Genomic DNA, 18,999 nt, shown 5'->3' with positions numbered 1-18,999 from the left:
GTTTTATGATACTTAAATCACTAACGCGAATTTTCTTAGGTTTTATCAAGATGAAAACATGCTAATAAAACACCACATTTATAGTCATGCCGCGCACACAATTATTACTGTATATAAACGATGACTTGATTCAGATATTCCGTCGCTTTATTTAAGACTGAATTTCTTGGTCAAGTGAAAGCGCATGGGATCTTTGATTACGAAGGTATTCGGGGCGTCCCACTCCCATACGCGGCAAAAAATACCGTCAATAGTTTTATAACGCAATCCTTTGTCCTCCAAGTTTTTTAACAAGGTACGTATTGTAACCATTTCAAAATTTTGCGAGGCATGAGAACGCACGGTGATAATATCCACTTTATACTCACTTGCAAGGCGGGACGCAAAAAGATCGTCATCCTTAGGGAATCGCTCTAACCGGTAATTGTGCTGAAAATCACGGCGAGTGACCTCTGCGGGCGTAAAGCTATTGTCGGCTGCTTGCCGCAATCCCAACCTTAGCCTTCTTCCCTCTTTTATACCATACCTCACTTGAGTCCCTTGCGGCGGCGTGAAAAAACCCGCCTCTTGGTGATATTTTCCATGGGAAGAAATAATAAGGCGTTCTGAATTTTCAGACCCTTTAAATAAATACAGATCGTCGCCCAACTCTATCCTGTTGCCAAGCGCGATATCTTCAAGACCTCCTCCCCTGGTGGTGTTAGCGCGTCTGGCCGCCAATTTGCCGACGCCCGCCCCCGCCCCCGCGCCTAATCCCAGAGCCAGCGATGCCCATCCCAGCGCCGCCGAGGCCTGCGGATTCTTTTCCTCCAGCGCGATGGAGGCAATGCCTGTCGCCGCCGCCGCCGCTTCAAGGGTAATCAAGACGCCCGCGACCAATGATAGTGAGGCGCCGCCGGTGGGGATGCTCAAGGCAAAGCCTACGACAGCCAAAACGATACCCAGAATGCCCTGCCAGCTGATATGGCCGCTCGGATCGGCGTTATTGACCGGGTCGCCGGCGCAATAGACATAGGCATTGATACCGCCCGCGCCGAACGGACTTAACGAATCCGGCGTATTAAAACGCATCAGCACCGGGTTATAAGCGCGATAGCCGTTGCCCAGGTGATAAGCGCCGCTCACCGGATCGGGACGCTCGCCGGTAAAACCGGGCAACGACGGGCGGAAGGCAGGACTAAAGCCCCAGGGGGTATAACGGACCAGCTCCGAGGTCTGATTTTCGGCCCGTGACCACAGCAGGCTGTTCTGATCATTGGTGGCCGTCAGTCGCAAGTGGGTACCGTCATGCACCGCTGCAGTGGCGCCGCCCAGTTTGGCTAGCCGCACCGGCCGCAACGCGCCGGGTTGCTGCTCGTTGACCCTCTCATCATTGCGGTAATAAAGCGCATGCGCGCCGCGCCCGGTTACCGATTGTCCGACCAATCGATTGAGGGCGTCATAGCCATAACCGCCGCCCGGAGCGGGGCCGCCCGTCACCGAAATCAAACGGCCCAGCGGGTCATAAGCAAGCCGGCGTCCGGCCTCGTCCAGCGTCATCTGGCCGTTGGCGTCATACGTCAGCGCTATCACGGCGGGATAATCCGGATGGCTGTGCTGCACCCGGCTGAGCTGAGTGGGATCGCTGGGGTTATTAAATTGAAACAGCGCATTGTCCACGCCGCCGGGAAACGTGGTGCCGCATTGGGTAATGTTGTCGATGGCGTCATAGACAAAGGTCTGTAACGAGATAGACTTGCCGTAGGGGTCTACCGGCGGCGCGGCGCCGGCGCAGGTATAGCGTTCCAGCCGGTTGCGGCTGTCGTAAAACCAGGCTTCCTGGCGCAGTATTACATTATTGTGCCGTGTTTCGCTGCTGCGCCGCTGGTCGTTGGCATACCAGGTCTGGCTTATGGTCAGCGTTTCGTTATTGGCCGCTGTGACCGAGCGGGCAATCTCGCGGTCAAACTGATCGTAGCCCAGCCTGATGGTGCAGCCATGCAGACCGCGTGGGTCGGCGGTGTGCCGCGTTTCCAGTCTGCCCAGCGCATCGTAGGTCAGTGTTATAACCATATCCGCATCGCTGACCCGGACCAGTTGCCCCACCGCATTATACTGATATTGGGTCTGCGTGCCGGTGACATCGGTATACTGCGTCTGGCTGCCCATCAGGCTCCAGGCGTGGTTTACCCCACGCAACGGCTGGCCCGGCACGGTAAAGGTTTCTCCCTGCAACTGGCCGGAGCGGGTAAACGCGCGCGTGGTAACCACGCCATTATCGCCCGTGGCCCGCGTCATTCTGCCGCTCAGGGGGTCCCAGGTAAAATCCTGGCGCAGGGTGCCGCTGGTCACGCTCCTGACGGCATTATCCAATTGGGGAATATATTCATAGCGCAGCACTTCGCCCATCGGCGTGGTCACAGTGGACGGCAGCGGGCTGGCGCCAGTCCAGCCAAAACGGGTCAGGCGACCGCCGCTGGTACTTTGCATGATGCGCCCACTGCTGTCATATGCCTGGGAGCCCAACTGAAAAATACGCGCAGCGGAATTAGTAACACGGATGGCGGTAGCCCATAGCTGGTCGCTAAACGGCACGTACATTTTACTCACCACGCTACCGTCGGGCAGACGTTGGCCTACTACCCGATCGAAGGCATCATACTGGTAATCGGTGGTGCGGCCCATTTCATCGGTTTCCTGACGCAAACGACCCAGGCCATCATAACGGCGGGTGACCTGCCCCAGCGTCACGCCCGACCGATCGCGCCGGACAATGGTCAGCGGCAGCCCGCGGACGTCCAGAGTGGTCAGGGTCCAGCCGGCATATAGCGTCTGATTATTGGCGAAGCCCTCGCGGGTCTCAGCCTGGGTCAGTGCAATCGGGTCGCTTTGGGTTATCAACGTGGTTCCGTCGTTGAACGCGGTACGCAATAGGTTCCCCCAAATGTCATACGTGATCGCCGCCGTACGCGCCATACGGGCGACCTGGCCGCTACGGGGATAGTCAAACACGCTTTCGGCGACCCGCTCGCCAAAAGCATTATAGGCGGCGGTTTGCGCCTCAAACCACTGACCGTTTGTATCCGGATCGCTAACTTCCTGGCGCGTCACCCGCCCCAGGCCATCAAACCAGCTGCGCGTAGCATTGCCGAGCGGATCGGTGGTGGTGGTGTAAATAGCGGTGCCGCCGGTTACAGGCTGGGTTGCATAGGCAAGCATGGTCACCTGCTGGAACGCGCTGCCGGCATTGCGGGTGGAGCGGGTAGGGCGAACGAGATTATCATAGACATTTACCGTGCGGTTGCCCTGCTCATCGGTCTCGGCCAGCACCCGCCCACTTAATATCGATACTTCCCGGCTGGTAGTGAGCGTTAGCTTATCGTGACCGGTGACCCGCTCGCTGGTGGTCAGCACATTTGCGTTTAACGTATAAAGTTGTTCGAGGAAATTCGGATAACTCAGACTACTGTTGTTGAGGTCATAAAACCAGCGCACCGTGCGCGCAGGTCGCCCATGCATCGTCGGGCTGGCGCGCTGGTTAAGGTAGAACTGCTGGGTATGCAGTATCCGGGTTGCGCCGCTGGCGTCAAAGCGGTCTTCCATCAGCACGCTATAAGGGGCGGGGGCGCCGGCCATGGCGGGCAGGGAAATATAGTTGTAGTTCTCGTCGCGCGCGGGGGTGGAGAACGCCGAGGGGGCCGGGATTGTATTTTTCCGCCGTATAAAGCGTGTAAATCCCCATGGGTCGGGCGGGCAGCCGGGCTCCCCGGCGGGCGAATAATAAAACAGCTCGGTAACCATACCGTCCGGGGTTTGCGTGCGGGTGGGATTGCCTGAGGCATCGAATTCCGTCAGGGTAATTTCGCTACGCGGCGTACCGGAGAGATAGCGCCATATAACAGTCCGGCTGCGCGGCAGCTGAAACTGCGGGGGCTGATTGTCAAAAACCGTGCCCGGCAAGGCATAATACTCGGTAATGGTACGAGTGCTGGCACCCAGGCTTTGCGTTTCCTCTTCGATTTGCAGATGGAAGTTATTGTATGTGCAGATCGTCGCCCGCGAGACGCCGCCGCTGGTCACTGTTCTGCGCGACCAATAGGTATAGGCGTTGAGAACCCCGAAAAGGTTATCGCGGTCCGGCGACCAACTGCCGGCGGTGCCGTAGCCGAGGTAATTCGAGTTGGAGTAGGTATAAGTAGTGTCAATCCCCTCCTGACCGGCGCCGGGAGATTTTAAATGCCTTGATACCGCCGGCAGGGCAGGCAGGCCCGCACTGGTCGGAAACAACATCCGGGCGTTTTGATACCAGACCTGCTCCCTGAGCCCGGTGGGATAGTGAATACCGGTAATCGGATACCAAGACCCGACCGTTGTATAGTCAAACGTCCAGGTCAAGGGCGGCGTCACCGCGTTATTCGTCAACTGGTACAGATTATTATTACGGTAAATCATCGTCAGGACATAACTTTCGCTGCTCCCCGGCCAAAGGGTAAACGTGGAGGCGTTAGTGCCGGAGTAGACCGCCGACAGCAACAGTTTGCCGGTGCTATCGGTAATTCTTTCCAGGCGCGTCAGAGAGCCGAGGATGTTCCAATCAAACTTAAGCCACTGACCGGTGGGTGAATGAATATATTCCGGGACTTTCATCGACCGCGCGTCCTGTGGGCCGGTCAGCACTTCAACGGTGCCGTTTTTCCAGATAATAAAATAATTGGTACTGGTCCGCATAAAGCGAAAGCTGTCCAGCTTATGCTGAACAATGATCGGTTGATCTCCGGTTTCAATAATATTATATCGCTCGCCGGTATTAAGCACTAATAGCCGATTCGCGAAGTCATAATAGGAATAACCCAGTGAGATACCTATTCCGTAACCATCATTTCCGGTGCTAAGCGGTGAATATGTCAACCTGGCGTCAAATGCCGGGCCAACACCGCCGTTACCCACCAAATTGGCAATGGGAAGCGCGATTACAAACAGGCCCGTGCGGGGATCGACTCCGCCCTGCAGACCCTCGATAGAATTTGAGGCCTGGGAAGAAAATAAATTGCTCATAGATCAATCCTTGCGAGTTTATTTACTTTTTTCGTTTATACAATCATCGTAACTGAGGCACATCGAAGTAATCATTGGTATTAAAATACAGTGTGAGATTGCCTTTATTACCGTATTTATCAGTGAGACTAATAACACGCGTGCTCGCTTGGCCGCTACTCCAATAATGAGCCACAATGTCAGTCTCACCCCATATAGAAAACTGATACATGACCAACGTTGCCGGATTCGTAATATTATTATCTACGTCACCGGCATTTAAAGAGGTAAATAATTTAAACGCGAAACCAGAAGCATACCCCAAGAAATGGCCTTGAACTTCTGGATTAAATGGCTTTACATACCAAAAATTCACTTGATAATAAGAGCGGCCCCAGCCACGCTCCATCACAGAAAAAGGCCGACTATAAAGGTAACTAGAGCCTTGAGCAATTCCTGTAAATCCTGCCCCCCCCCAAGGGTCATTACCTAAATTCAAATCGGCGTCCGAAATAATATCCATAGGTTCTGCTAATAAAAAAGTTCCTCCTATTTTTGGATAAAGATTGATAGTTACACAATCGAGCGTTCCATTATAATGATAATAGGTAACTAGTCTATGGGACTCCCAATAAATATTATCCCGTAAAGTTTCTCTCGATCGTTGACTGAGAGTCACGTTTCTCGCGTCAGAATAATCAATGGGGTCCAAGGCATTAATTGTAACAGAACTGAAAAATCCGGGGGTACCGTATAAACCTGTACTTATCACCTTTGGCGAAGCGGCCGGATGGGTCAAGGTTAGTTGCACCGCGATTTCAATGGTTCTGGAAGGACTAGCTGCCCCACGTCCTACGAAATAACTAAACGTTCTGCCACTTGTCTCGATAAGTCCATCCACAGGCACCATTTGAGTTTCGGTTTCCCTGAACCTTTCGGACATGTTCATCTCATTGATATCACCTTGGTAATATCCCGTTGATGAATAGCTGTTTTCCAACATATGATCTTTTTCAAATGTAGTCTGATGGGCATCTGCATTTGTCTCAGTATTGTCAGGCAGTATGTACGTAGACGGTGTATCCTGGACTGGCGCAAATGATGGTGCCGGAGGGAGAATATCGAACCCAAGGGAACCATAAACAACAAACCAAGTACTGTTGTTAGGATTCTGGCTTAGATGCGCTGTCCTAATAACCTCTATTAGATTTACATTACGTCGAAACTCGTCCAATGAATAATCCGTGAATTCCTGGCCGAATTCATCCAATGCTTTTATATAAATGATAACTTCTACGGTGTTGAAACCATTTCCATAGATATATGCAACACGGTTAGTTGTAGTAAATGAAACCTGCAAGGATTCAATAGATTTGATATCAGACCAAGCCATTTTTTACCTCCTATCATTATAAAATCACAATCGATACTCAAGAAGCTAAAATTATTTTTGTAAAATTCAAATTCCAATTACTGAATTTCATTAACTGAAACGAGAGAAGATTTTTTCATTAACATTATTTTTATATTTTTTCCCATATAAAACAATATGTATTTATTTTCATTAAAATTCCTTAATTATTGTTAAAGGAAAAGTAATTCAAAAGGATGTCAATAAATGGAATTCATAAACGCTACAAAATTCTTTTTTTTCAATCATTTAAAGAATAAATAAGAGAGAGGTGCATACATTAAAAAACTTTATTCTAAGATAAAAACAGATCACATTGCTGTTATAAATTTTTCGCTCACTCGCTATATAACAATAGTACCCGCAGTAAATTGCCATCGGGCATTAATATTTTAATTTATGTCGAGTAAAAGTTAAAAAATGTCATATCAATAAGTTTCATCAATATGATCGATAACGAGGCGTCAGAGAAAAACCATTTGCTGGATTAAGCTCTTTGCTAAAAAAAAACCGGCCAGTATTCACTGACCGGTTCTGTTACCCGCTACGCGGTTACGTCCGAAATGCTATTGCAGCAGCGAAATATCCGCCATCCGCAAAAACAGCTGTTGCAGCTGGCTGAGCAGCGTCAGGCGGTTGACCCGCACCTCGGCGTTATCGTCCATCACCATCACTTTATCGAAAAAGGCGTCCACCGGCTCGCGCAGGGTGGCCAGTTCCGCCAGCGCTTCCTGGTAGCGGCCCGCGGCAAACAGCGGCTCCAGCTTATCGCGCAGCACCGTAAGGTGCGTCGCCAGCTGGATCTCCGCCGCGTCTTTCAGCACCGCGGCGCGCACGTCGCCGTTCAGGGTGTCGGTGGCCTTGGCCAGGATATTGGACACGCGCTTGTTGGCGGCCGCCAACGCGGCGGCGGCGTCCAGGGTGCGGAAATAGGTGACCGCGCGCATGCGGGCGTCGAAATCCGCCGGTCGGGTAGGCCGGCGCGCCAGCACCGCCTGGATGGTGTCGACGCTGTGGCCCGCTTCCTGGTACCAGGCGCGGAAGCGGCCGAGCATAAAGTCGACCACATCGTCCACCACCCTGGCATTGGTGAGTTTTTCACCGTACAGGCGCGCGGCTTCGGCGGCCAGGGCCAATAAATCCAGCGGCAGGTTGTTCTCGACGATAATGCGCAGCACGCCCAGGGCGGCGCGCCTGAGGGCAAACGGATCTTTATCCCCTTTCGGATGCTGGCCGATGCCGAAAATACCGGCCAGGGTATCCATTTTCTCGGCGATGGCCACCGCCGAGGATACCGGCGTGGACGGCAGGGCATCGCCGGAGAAACGCGGCTGGTACTGTTCTTTTAGCGCCAGCGCCACGTCTTCCGGCTCGCCGTCGTGGCGGGCGTAGTGCATGCCCATCACGCCCTGGGTGTCGGTAAACTCAAACACCATATTGGTCACAAGGTCGCACTTGGACAGCAGCCCGGCGCGGGCGGCATGCTGCACGTCGGCGCCAATCCGGCCGGCAATCCAGCCGGCAAGCGACTCGATACGATCGCTTTTATCGCGCACGGTGCCCAGCTGCTGCTGGAATAATACGGTATCCAGCCGGGGCAGCCGGTCTTCCAGGCGTGTTTTCAAATCGGTGTTATAGAAAAATTCGGCGTCGGCCAAACGTGGGCGCACGACTTTTTCATTGCCGGATATCACCTGGCTTGGGTCTTTGGAGGCGATATTGGAAACAAAGATAAAGTGCGGCAGCAGCTTGCCCTGGGCGTCGTACACCGGGAAGTATTTTTGATCGCCCTTCATGGTGTAGACCAGGGCCTCGGCCGGTACGGCGAGGAATTTTTCCTCAAACCGCGCGGTGAGCACCACCGGCCATTCCACCAGCGAGGTCACTTCTTCCAGCAAACTGTCGGTCAAATCGGCAGTACCGCCGATTTCCCTGGCCGCCGCCTCGGCGTCGCGCTTGATCTGGGCCTTGCGCAGCTCGTAATCGGCCATCACCTTGCCACGTTCCAGCAGCAGGGCCGGGTATTGGTCCGCGTTGTCCAGCGTCAGTTCGGACTCGCCCATAAAACGGTGGCCGCGCACGGCGCGGGCGGAGTCTATGCCCAAGATACGCCCCGGAATCAGCTCGTCGCCCAGCAGCAGGACGACGGTATGCACCGGACGGATAAACTGCGTGTCGCTGTCGCCCCAGCGCATCATGCGCGGGATCGGCAGTTTAGCCAGCGCGGTGGTGACCATGCCCGGCAGCAGTTCCTGCGCGCGCTTGCCTTTAACCGACGCCCGGTAGAGCAGCCATTCGCCCTTGTCGGTCACCTGGCGTTCCGCCTGCTCGACGGTGATGCCGCAGCCGCGCGCCCAGCCCTCGGCCGCCTTGGTGGGTTTGCCCTCGGCGTCAAACGCCTGGGCAACGGCGGGACCGCGTTTTTCAATGTTGCTGTCGGCCTGGGCGGCGCCAAGGTTTAGCACCTTAAGCGCCAGGCGGCGGGGCGAGGCGAACCATTGCACCTCGCCGTGGGGCAGGTTGGCGCCGTCGAGTTCGGCGGTAAACAGGGTGGCGAACGACTGCGCCAGTTGGCGAAGCGCTTTTGGCGGCAGCTCTTCCGTGCCGATTTCCACCAGGAAAGTGTGTTGCGTCATGGCCGGCCTCTTATTTCTCGTTCTTTTTGCACATCGGAAAACCCAGGGCTTCCCGGGAAGCGTAGTAGGCTTCGGCGACCGCTTTGGTCAGGGTGCGGATCCGCAGAATATAACGCTGACGTTCGGTAACCGAGATGGCCTTGCGGGCATCCAATAAATTAAAGCTGTGCGCCGCCTTGAGAATACGTTCATACGCCGGCAGCGGCAGGGGTTTTTCCAGCGCCAGCAGCGTCTGCGCTTCTTTTTCGTACTGATCGAAACAAACAAACAGGAAGTCGACGTCGGCGTATTCGAAGTTATAGGTGGATTGCTCCACTTCGTTTTGATGGAATACATCGCCGTAGGTGGTCTTGCCCAGCGGGCCGTCGCTCCAGGTCAGGTCATAGACGCTGTCCACGCCCTGCAGGTACATGGCCAGGCGTTCCAGGCCATAGGTGATTTCGCCGGTCACCGGGCGGCATTCCAGCCCGCCCACCTGCTGGAAGTAGGTAAACTGCGTCACTTCCATGCCGTTGAGCCACACTTCCCAGCCGAGGCCCCAGGCGCCAAGCGTCGGGTTTTCCCAGTTGTCCTCGACAAAACGGATATCGTTAATGGTCGGATCCAGCCCGACTTCTTTCAGCGAGCCGAGGTATAATTCCTGGATATTGTCCGGGGAAGGCTTGATGATGACCTGAAACTGATAGTAGTGCTGCAGGCGGTTGGGATTTTCGCCGTACCGGCCGTCGGTGGGACGACGCGACGGCTGCACGTAGGCGGCGGCAATCGGCTCCGGTCCCAGCGCCCGCAGGCAGGTCATGGGATGGGAGGTGCCCGCGCCGACTTCCATATCCAGCGGTTGGACAATGGTGCAGCCTTGGCGCGCCCAGTAGTCCTGTAAGGTCAGGATCAGGCCCTGAAAGGTCTTGGGATCAAACTTTTGCATGTTGAATTCGCACGCGATAAAAGTGGATATATTAAGAATGCGCCAGTATACCCTCTGGCGGTAAGATATACAGCCCAATTAAGGAGTAAGGCGATGATCCGCCCGTTTGTGCCGGGCGATATGCCCGCGCTGCTAGCGCTGTGGCTGGACAGCACCACCCGCGCCCATCCCTTTATCCGCGCCGGCTACTGGCTTGAGAGCCTGCCGTTGGTGCGCGACGACTACCTGCCGCTAGCCCGGAGCTGGGTGGCTGAGCGCGACGGCGTCATCACCGGCTTTATCAGCGTAATGATGGAGCAGTTTGTCGGCGCGGTTTTTGTCGCGCTCCGCTACCATCGCCAGGGCATCGGCCAGGCGCTGATGACGCGGGTAAAACAGCGCTACCCGGTGTTGACCCTTGAGGTCTACCAGTTAAACCGCGCCGCCTGTCATTTTTACTACCGCCAGGATTTCCGCGAAATCGGCAAGGCGTTTAACGCCGAAACCGGCCATATGCTGCTGACCCTGCAATGGCGCGCCGGTTAAAAGCGGTTGTTACCGCTTCAGGATTGGCTATGCTAACGCTGGTCAGCAGGTTATTTACCCGGGGCGAAACGTTGCCCATGCATGCGCTGGCGCGGCAAGCAAACCAATGCCGCCGGGACGCAGGCACATAATCCGCACATGCACGTTGTTCAATGGTTTAATAATACGCGCCGCCGGGGCGCGGATAAATTTATCAGCCGCTCAGGTGCATGAATTTCTATCAGGAGAGGTACGCCGTGAGCCAGCAAAAAGGGACCCGCGCATCGGGACGCGCCACCATCAGCGATGTGGCCAGAGCCGCCAACAGCGGCAAGACCAGCGTGTCGCGCTATTTGAACGGCGAGCTGCACCTGCTTTCCGACGACCTTAAGGCGCGCATCGAAGCGGCCATCGTGCAGCTCAATTACCGCCCCAGCCAGATGGCCCGCAGCCTGAAGGGGGGACAGACCAGGCTGATAGGCCTGATTATCGCCGATATTACCAATCCCTATTCCGTTGACGTGATGCGCGGCATCGAGGCCGCCTGCCGCCGGCACGGCTTCACCCTGCTGGTATGCAACACCAACAACGAAGTGAACCAGGAACGCCACTATCTTCAGCTGCTTAACGGCTATCAGGTGGAAGGGATCGTGGTCAACGCGGTGGGCATGCATGAGGATGCGCTTGCCATGCTGCAGCAGTCCTTGCTGCCGATGGTGCTGATTGACCGCAAAATTCCCGGTTTCGCCTGCGACATGGTGGGCCTGGACAACCGCGAGGCGGCGACCCGCGCCACCGGGCACCTGATCGCGCAGGGATTTGAAGCCATTATGTTCCTCAGCGAGCCCCTGGGCACGGTGAATACCCGCATCGAACGGCTGCAGGCCTTTCGCGCCTGCCTGGCGGCCCATCCGGATCTGGCGGCGGAAGAGGCGGAGTGCGCGCTGAACGATACCGACACCCTGGCCGCCGTTATCCAGGACTTTAACCGCCGCCACCGCGGCATGCGCAAGGCCATTCTGTCGGCCAACGGCGCGCTGACGCTGCACATCGCACGCGTACTGCGGCGCCAGGGCCTGAACTGGGGCAGCGACATCGGCCTGCTGGGATTTGACGAACTGGAGTGGGCGGAGCTGGCGGGCGTGGGCATTACCACCTTTAAGCAGCCGACCTACCAAATCGGCTACGCCGCGCTGGAACAATTGTTAAAGCGCATCCAGGGGGCCGACGAACCGGTCAGCGAACAAGCGTTCAACGGCGAGCTGATCGTGCGGGGGTCCACTACCCGTTAGCGAAGTGGATAAGACCGTAAGGCACCCTTAGGAAACGGAAAAGTCAGATAATAGTTTCCTCCCTGCGGCGACCACGCGCCGTTAATCGCCGCGCACCTCCCCGCCTCGCCCCGGATGCCAGTTGGCTAAATTAGTGACAGCGATCATAAATCTGACATAACGGACTTCTCAATGGAACCGGTACCATCTACCGTAAAACCATCACCGCGGAAAATGTCTCCGCATGGGAGTCCAAGATGAAACATGATGTGTTTGTGGTTACCGCCGCGTACGGCAATGACAATGTCCTCGCCATGGGCGGGCAGCAAAAACTGCTGCCGACCATCGCCGGGGCGGGCGCCGCCGGGGTGGAAATGCGCCGCGAGCTGCTGACGGAAACCGACCTGGCCCGCCTGCCGGAACTGGCCCGGGAGATAGCCGGCCTGGGGCTGCGCTGCTTCTATTCCGCGCCGGAGGCCTTATTTACCCGGGACGGCGCGCCCAACCCGTTGTTGCCGCAGCTGTTCGACGAAGCCGAACGCCTTGGCGCCGAGCGGCTAAAATTATCCTTAGGCCATTATTCCGCTACTGGGGATATCGCCGGCCTGGACGCGTTGCTGACATCCCGGCGCGTGCGGTTAATGGTGGAGAACGACCAGACCGAATGCGGCGCGCTGGCCCCCATCAGCGCGTTTTTGCACCGGGCGCGGGATGCGCGGCTGCCGGTCGGCATGACGTTTGATATGGGCAACTGGCGCTGGGTCGGGGAAGATCCGCAGGCGGCGGCCGCGGAGCTGGCCTCTTTTGTCAGCTATATCCATATCAAGGTCGCGCTCCCGTCGGATAACGGCTGGCGCGCCACGGCGCCGCAACACGACGGGCAGGACTGGCGGCGGTTGCTGGCAAGCCTGCCGGACGATGTGCCGCGCGCCATTGAGTTTCCGCTGGAAGGGGACGATCTGGCGGCGGTAACCCGCCGGTTCATCGCGCTATTGCAATAAGCGCGCCGCCTGGCCGGCTTATTACCGGGCCTCTTCCCGGCGGTAGCCGGGTCCGGCCGCCGGCGTCACGACGGCCCCGCCCCCGCGGTGTGCGCCCGGGCGCCGGGGTAATTTATTCGACATAGGGATGGAACCGATACCAAAGAACATGATGATGCCAGCGCGCGCGGCGGCGGATGGCCGGGCAGGCTATTGACGCACCGCGTCGAAACAATAACAACGACATCGGAACACCCGCCCCGGCCCTACCCTGCGGCGGTTGAGACAGCAGCGATATCAATGAAGGAATACATCTATGAGCTTAGCGAAATTAGCACCAAAACGTTGGTGGTATATTATGCCGATTGTATTTATCAGCTACAGTCTGGCATATCTCGACCGGGCCAACTTCAGTTTTGCCTCCGCCGCCGGTATTAACGATGACCTGGGAATAACCAAAGGGGTATCGTCATTATTGGGCGCGCTGTTCTTTCTCGGTTATTTCTTTTTTCAGATACCGGGCGCTATTTATGCCGAACGCCGCAGCGTCAAGACGCTGATTTTCTGGTGCCTGGTCTTATGGGGCGGTTTCGCCGCGCTCACCGGCATCGTCAGTAATATTCCCATGCTGATGGCGATCCGGTTTGCGCTGGGCGTGGTGGAGGCGGCGGTGATGCCGGCGTTGCTGATTTATATCAGCAACTGGTTTACCAAAGCCGAACGCTCACGTGCCAATACGTTCCTGATCCTCGGCAACCCGGTGACGGTACTGTGGATGTCGGTGGTTTCGGGGTATTTGATCAACGCCTTCGGCTGGCGGGAAATGTTTATCTTCGAAGGCATCCCGGCGGTTATCTGGGCTTTTTGCTGGTGGATGTTGGTTAACGATAAACCCGCCCAGGCAAAATGGCTGTCGGAGGAAGAAAAGCAGGCGCTGCAACGGCAACTGGCCAAGGAACAGGAAGGCATTAAAGCGGTGCATAATTACGCCGAGGCGTTCCGTTCGCGTAATGTGATTATTCTGTGCATCCAGTATTTCGCCTGGAGCATCGGCGTTTACGGGTTTGTATTATGGCTGCCGTCCATTCTGCGCAACGGCATGGAAATGGGCATGGTGCAGGCCGGCTGGTTATCCGCGGTGCCTTACCTGGCGGCCACCATTGCCATGATCATCGTCTCCTGGGCATCGGACAAGCTACAGAAACGCAAAATATTCGTCTGGCCGCTGCTGCTGATTGGCGCCCTGGCCTTTATCGGTTCCTACCTGCTGGGCGCCCACCATTTCTGGGGTTCCTATGCGCTGCTGGTTATCGCCGGCGCCGCCATGTATGCGCCTTATGGACCGTTCTTCGCCATAGTGCCGGAAATGCTGCCGCGCAACGTCGCCGGCGGGGCGATGGCGCTGATTAACAGCATGGGCGCCCTCGGTTCCTTCGTCGGCTCGTGGGTGGTCGGCTACCTTAACGGCGCCACCGGTTCGCCCTCGGCGTCCTATGTCTTTATGGCGGTGGCGCTGCTGGTATCGGTGTGGTTGACGTTAATTGTCAAACCGGCGGAAAACGCCGTGCCGCGCATGGCCTAAAGCCGGCGCCGCCTGTTCCGTTAACAGGCAAAAATGGTATGCTGGTCTTTATCGCCAAATGACATAACCGACCAACGGAGATCATGATGAAACCTGCCGTAGTATTGTACAAATCGTTGCCCGACGACCTGCGCCAACGTCTGGATGAGCATTTTGACGTGACCGAAATCGGGGATGTGGGCGCAGAAAATGTGCGCAGGCATGCGGACATATTGCAACAGGCTCAGGGTATCATCGGCTCCGGCGGTAAATTCGATAAAACAATGCTCGACGCGCTGCCCAACCTCAGGGCCGCCTCCACCATTTCCGCCGGCTACGATCAGTTCGACGTCGACGAGATGAGCGCGCGCGGCATTGCGCTGATGCATACTCCCCACGCCCTGACGGAAACCGTGGCCGACCTGCTGATGGGGCTGGTGCTGGCCACCGCGCGGCGCCTGGTGGAACTGGCGGAGAGGACCAAGGCGGGCGAATGGCGTGAGAGCGTCGACAGCACCTGGTTTGGCACCGACGTGCATCATAAAACCCTGGGCGTGGTCGGCATGGGACGTATCGGCCTGGCGCTGGCGCAGCGTGCGAACCTGGGGTTTTCCATGCCGGTGCTCTATAACGCCCGTCGTCAGCACGCCGAGGCGGAAAGCCGTTTTGACGCCGAGTATTGCGATCTGGATACCCTGCTGGCCCGGTCTGATTTTGTCTGTATCATCCTGCCGCTGACGGATGAAACCCATCATCTGATCGGCCGCGAGAAGCTGGCCCTTATGAAACCCGGCGCTATCCTTATCAATGCCGGACGCGGTCCGGTAGTGGACGAAGCGGCGCTTATCGAGGCGCTGGAAAACCGTACCATCCGCGGCGCCGGCCTGGATGTCTACGAGCAGGAACCGCTGCCGGTGGATTCGCCGCTGCTGCGCCTGCCGAACGTGGTGGCCATGCCGCATGTGGGCTCCGCCACCGATGAAACCCGCTATCAAATGGCCGCCACCGCGGTGGATAATCTGATCAACGCCCTTACCGGCCGGATTAGGGAAAACTGCGTTAATCCCCAGGTCATCAAATAACCCTTGCTCCCATCGCCTTTACATAACGATTCCCCGTCCACCCGGGCGGGAAAAGCGTATCATGGCCGCTAAAATAAACGTTGCCGGCATCAGCGCTACGCTATGCTTTTTTATGGTATGCGATAAAATGGAATCAAGCGGTATGGAAAGGAACAATAATGACTATTAGTCATACTCACATCAAAATCAGCACCTTTGTGTTGATGTTGCTGTTTATTGCGATCATTATCCCTTTGCACTTATTTCCCTGTTTTGTCGCGGGGTTCCTGGCCTATGAAATCATTTTCGCCCTTACGCCCTGGTTTGAGCGCATCATCGGCGGCCGGGCGCGCTGGGTCGTGGTCAGCATCATCGCCGCCGTGGTAGTGATTGTCATGACGCTATCCATTGTCAGCCTGGTCAGTTTCCTGACCTCGAATATCCAGCGCGGCATTGATTTAACCGCCGAAACCAACCGCATTTTCTCCGGCGTCAAAAATCGTCTGCCCGATATATTGCCAGCCTACCTGCCGGACAGCGCGGAAGAGCTGAAAAACCAGGTTTTCGCCGTGGTGGAAAAAAACCTCATTACCATCCGCAATATGGGACGCAGTTTTTTGCACGGCTTAATCACCATCCTTATCGGGCTGATTATCGGCGCGATTATCTCATTGAATAAGCCATCGGGACGCACCACCTATTTTCGCGAGCAAATGCTGCAGCGCGTACAGAATTTATCCAGCTCTTTTCGTAATATCGTGTTTGCCCAGATCAAGATTTCGCTGGTCAATACCATCCTGACCTCTATCCTGCTGCTGGTGATTTTTCCGCTGTTCAAGGTGCATCTGCCGTTATCCAAGACGCTGGTGGTGGCCACCTTTATCTTTGGCCTGCTGCCGATTATCGGCAACCTGATATCCAATTTCCTGATGATTATCTCGGCGCTCTCCGTCTCGCTGCCGATAGCGGGCGTGGTGCTGGTGTATTTGATGCTGATCCATAAGCTGGAATATTTCCTCAACGCCGAGATTGTCGGCAATCGCATCCAGGCCAAATCCTGGGAGCTGCTGCTGGCCATGCTGGTGTTTGAAGCGGCGTTTGGACTGGAAGGGCTGGTGGCCGCCCCCATCTATTACGCCTACCTGAAGACCGAATTGCGCGGTCTGGATCTTATCTGAAGCGCCGTCGCAAAATAGCGGTTGCCTGGCGTGACGCAAACGGTATGGTAACACTCAGGCTTACGTTAATATTATCCGAACCCATTTTATGACCTACTCGCTTTTCGGTAAAAAATTCACCCGCCATTCCGGCATCACCCAGCTGATGGCCGATATGAACGATGGCCTGCGCGCACCGGACGCCATTATGCTCGGCGGCGGCAACCCCGCCGCCATCCCCGAAATGGAGCGTTATTTTCACGCGCTGTGCCAGTCCATGCTGGCCGACGGCACCCTGGGCGAAGCTCTGTGCAACTACGACGGCCCCCAGGGCAAAAACGCGCTGCTGACCGCGTTGGCGGCCATGCTGCGCCAGGAGCTGGGCTGGCCGGTGACCACGCGCAATATCGCGCTGACCAACGGCAGCCAAAGCGCTTTTTTCTACCTCTTCAACCTGTTTGCCGGGCGCGGCGCGGACGGCGGCCTGCGGCGGGTGTTGTTTCCCCTGGCGCCGGAATACCTGGGTTATGCCGATGCCGGGCTGGAGGACGATATGTTTGTCGCCGCCAAGCCGACCATTGCGCAGTTGCCGGACGGCCAGTTCAAATATCATGTGGATTTCGAACATTTAAAAGTGGGCGGGGATATCGGGCTGATTTGTGTTTCCAGGCCGACCAACCCCACCGGCAACGTGATTACCGACCAGGAGCTGCTGCGCCTTGACGCGCTGGCACGCCAGCATCAGGTGCCCCTGCTGATTGATAATGCCTACGGCCTGCCGTTTCCCGGCATTATCTTCAGCCAGGCCGCGCCGTTGTGGAATCCCAATATTATCCTGTGCATGAGCCTGTCCAAGCTGGGCCTGCCGGGGGCGCGCTGCGGTATTATCATTGCCAATGAAGAGGTTATCGACGCCGTCAGCAATATGAACGGCATTATCAGCCTGGCGCCGGGCGGGCTCGGCCCGGCGCTGGCCGCCGAGATGATCCGGCGCGGCGATTTAATGCGCCTGTCGCAAACGGTGATCCGCCCGTTCTATCAACAACGGGTGCGGGAAACCATAGCCATCCTGCGCCGCTACCTGCCGCCGGAGCGTTGCCTTATCCACACGCCGGAAGGGGCGATTTTCCTCTGGCTATGGTTCCAGAACCTGCCGATTACCACCGAGACCCTCTACCAGCGGCTTAAACAGCGCGGTGTGCTGATGGTGCCGGGGCATTATTTTTTCCCCGGGCTGGAAACCGAGTGGCCGCATGCGCAGCAGTGTATGCGTATGAATTATGTGCCCGACGCCGATAAAATCGAGCGGGGCATCGCGATATTGGCGCAAGAGGTGGAGCGGGCGTTTCGGGAAACGGCGGGCAGCGCTGGCCAATAACCTAGCCGCGGTTTTTAATGAGCGAAAACGCCGCGCGGTAACTCCGCGCGGCGTTTTCACGATCAAGACCGGTGTTATTACTGGCCGGCCGCCGGGGCTTCAGCCTGATGCTCAAGCACCTGGGGCTGGGCGTCGCCGATGGCGATCTTGCGCGGCTGCAGGGATTCCGGCACATGGCGTTCCAGCGCAATATGCAGCAGCCCGTTAACGAACTCCGCCTGCGTTACCGTCATATGTTCCGCCAGGGTGAAGCTCAGGGAGAATTCTTTGCAGACCAGCCCCTGATGCAAATATTCAACCTCGCGTTCGGGCGGGGTGGGCTTGCCGGCAATGGTCAGGCGCGGCCCTTCCACTTCAAGCGTGAGCTCTTCTTGCTTAAAGCCCGCCAGCGCCAAGGTGATGCGATAATGGTTATCATCGCTTTTTTCAATATTATACGGCGGGAAGCTAAAGGCTTCCTGATTGCCCTGCATGGTGCTGGCTAATTTATCGAAACCGATCCACTGACGCAGTAAAGGTGACAGATCGTAATTACGCATGGTATTAACTCCTTCTATGAAGCGAGATTATTTTCCCCAACCCGTGGCTGGGTTAGCCCCCGGTTACGGCAGGCGGATGTTATTACATTATCGCGGCGATCGGCCGCGATCGGTTTAATTGATTTCGATACGCCGCGGCTTTAGTGTTTCCGGCACAACGCGTTCTAAATCAATATAGAGCAAGCCGTTTTCCAGATTGGCGCCTTTAATTTGAATATGCTCGGCCAATTGGAATTTGCGCTCGAAATTGCGTTCGGCAATCCCCTGGTATAAATAGTTCCGCTCGGCGGGTTCTTGCGCATGAGCGCCTTTAACCGTTAATAAATTATCATGGGCGGTAATATCCAGCTCATGTTCGGCGAAACCGGCTACGGCGATGGCAATGCGGTACTGGTTTTCATTAACCAGTTCAACATTGTAGGGGGGATAACCGCCATTGCCCTGGCTTTGCCCTGATTCAAGCAGATTTACCAGCCGATCAAAGCCAATAGCGGAACGGTACAGGGGTGACAGATCAAAATTACGCATACAACAGCCTCCAACATTCAGCGAGGTGACAAACA

Annotated in this window: 13 protein-coding genes; 7 read left to right on the top strand and 6 right to left on the bottom strand. The window is 56.1% G+C overall.

Features of this window, described 5'->3' with window-relative positions; genetic code table 11:
- Positions 1 to 147 precede the first annotated feature (147 nt).
- The 4 genes from ACL2XF_RS21280 to glyQ form a co-directional block, all read right to left on the bottom strand.
- The gene (locus ACL2XF_RS21280) at positions 148 to 4,707 is read right to left on the bottom strand and encodes an RHS repeat-associated core domain-containing protein (RefSeq protein ID WP_413727492.1); all 4,560 of its coding nucleotides are present in this window, start codon (positions 4,705 to 4,707) and stop codon (positions 148 to 150) included.
- Positions 4,708 to 5,077: 370 nt separating this feature from the next.
- Positions 5,078 to 6,406, bottom strand: a complete 1,329-nt coding sequence (locus ACL2XF_RS21275) for a hypothetical protein (RefSeq protein ID WP_413727491.1) — start codon at positions 6,404 to 6,406, stop codon at positions 5,078 to 5,080.
- Between the two features lie 584 nt (positions 6,407 to 6,990).
- Positions 6,991 to 9,060 carry a glycine--tRNA ligase subunit beta gene (gene glyS, locus ACL2XF_RS21270; protein WP_413727490.1) on the bottom strand — a complete coding sequence of 690 codons (2,070 nt, stop codon included), beginning with the start codon at positions 9,058 to 9,060 and terminating at the stop codon, positions 6,991 to 6,993.
- 10 nt (positions 9,061 to 9,070) lie between these two features.
- Positions 9,071 to 9,985 (bottom strand): glycine--tRNA ligase subunit alpha, encoded by a 915-nt coding sequence (glyQ, locus tag ACL2XF_RS21265; protein ID WP_410012968.1) that lies wholly within the window; start codon positions 9,983 to 9,985, stop codon positions 9,071 to 9,073.
- A 93-nt stretch (positions 9,986 to 10,078) separates the two neighbouring features.
- Between glyQ and ACL2XF_RS21260 the strand changes: the two genes are divergently transcribed.
- From ACL2XF_RS21260 to ACL2XF_RS21230, 7 genes are all read left to right on the top strand, one after another.
- Entirely contained in the window at positions 10,079 to 10,510 is a 432-nt protein-coding gene (locus tag ACL2XF_RS21260) for an N-acetyltransferase (RefSeq protein ID WP_413727489.1), read from the top strand.
- A 236-nt stretch (positions 10,511 to 10,746) separates the two neighbouring features.
- On the top strand, positions 10,747 to 11,781 hold the full coding sequence (locus ACL2XF_RS21255; RefSeq protein ID WP_413727488.1) for a LacI family DNA-binding transcriptional regulator: 1,035 nt from the start codon (positions 10,747 to 10,749) through the stop codon (positions 11,779 to 11,781).
- 236 nt (positions 11,782 to 12,017) lie between these two features.
- Positions 12,018 to 12,761, top strand: a complete 744-nt coding sequence (locus tag ACL2XF_RS21250) for a sugar phosphate isomerase/epimerase family protein (protein ID WP_413727487.1) — start codon at positions 12,018 to 12,020, stop codon at positions 12,759 to 12,761.
- Between the two features lie 295 nt (positions 12,762 to 13,056).
- Positions 13,057 to 14,322 (top strand): MFS transporter, encoded by a 1,266-nt coding sequence (locus tag ACL2XF_RS21245; RefSeq protein ID WP_413721703.1) that lies wholly within the window; start codon positions 13,057 to 13,059, stop codon positions 14,320 to 14,322.
- Between the two features lie 86 nt (positions 14,323 to 14,408).
- On the top strand, positions 14,409 to 15,383 hold the full coding sequence (gene ghrB, locus ACL2XF_RS21240; RefSeq protein ID WP_410016684.1) for a glyoxylate/hydroxypyruvate reductase GhrB: 975 nt from the start codon (positions 14,409 to 14,411) through the stop codon (positions 15,381 to 15,383).
- Positions 15,384 to 15,541: 158 nt separating this feature from the next.
- A complete protein-coding gene (locus tag ACL2XF_RS21235; RefSeq protein WP_410012963.1) occupies positions 15,542 to 16,540 on the top strand; it encodes an AI-2E family transporter in 999 nt (332 codons plus the stop codon).
- An 88-nt stretch (positions 16,541 to 16,628) separates the two neighbouring features.
- The gene (locus ACL2XF_RS21230) at positions 16,629 to 17,897 is read left to right on the top strand and encodes a valine--pyruvate transaminase (RefSeq protein WP_413727486.1); all 1,269 of its coding nucleotides are present in this window, start codon (positions 16,629 to 16,631) and stop codon (positions 17,895 to 17,897) included.
- A gap of 77 nt (positions 17,898 to 17,974) precedes the next feature.
- Here the strand turns inward: ACL2XF_RS21230 and ibpB are convergent, their stop codons facing one another.
- Together ibpB and ibpA are read right to left on the bottom strand one after the other, a co-directional pair.
- Complete coding sequence (ibpB, locus tag ACL2XF_RS21225) at positions 17,975 to 18,436, bottom strand: small heat shock chaperone IbpB (protein ID WP_410012958.1); 462 nt, start codon at positions 18,434 to 18,436, stop codon at positions 17,975 to 17,977.
- Positions 18,437 to 18,550: 114 nt separating this feature from the next.
- The gene (ibpA, locus tag ACL2XF_RS21220; RefSeq protein WP_410012957.1) at positions 18,551 to 18,964 is read right to left on the bottom strand and encodes a small heat shock chaperone IbpA; all 414 of its coding nucleotides are present in this window, start codon (positions 18,962 to 18,964) and stop codon (positions 18,551 to 18,553) included.
- Between the last annotated feature and the right edge of the window lie 35 nt (positions 18,965 to 18,999).

Origin of the sequence: Sodalis sp. RH19, assembly GCF_047324215.1 — a bacterium.
GTDB lineage: Bacteria > Pseudomonadota > Gammaproteobacteria > Enterobacterales > Enterobacteriaceae > Acerihabitans.
This window is presented reverse-complemented; position numbering and strand designations above follow the sequence as displayed.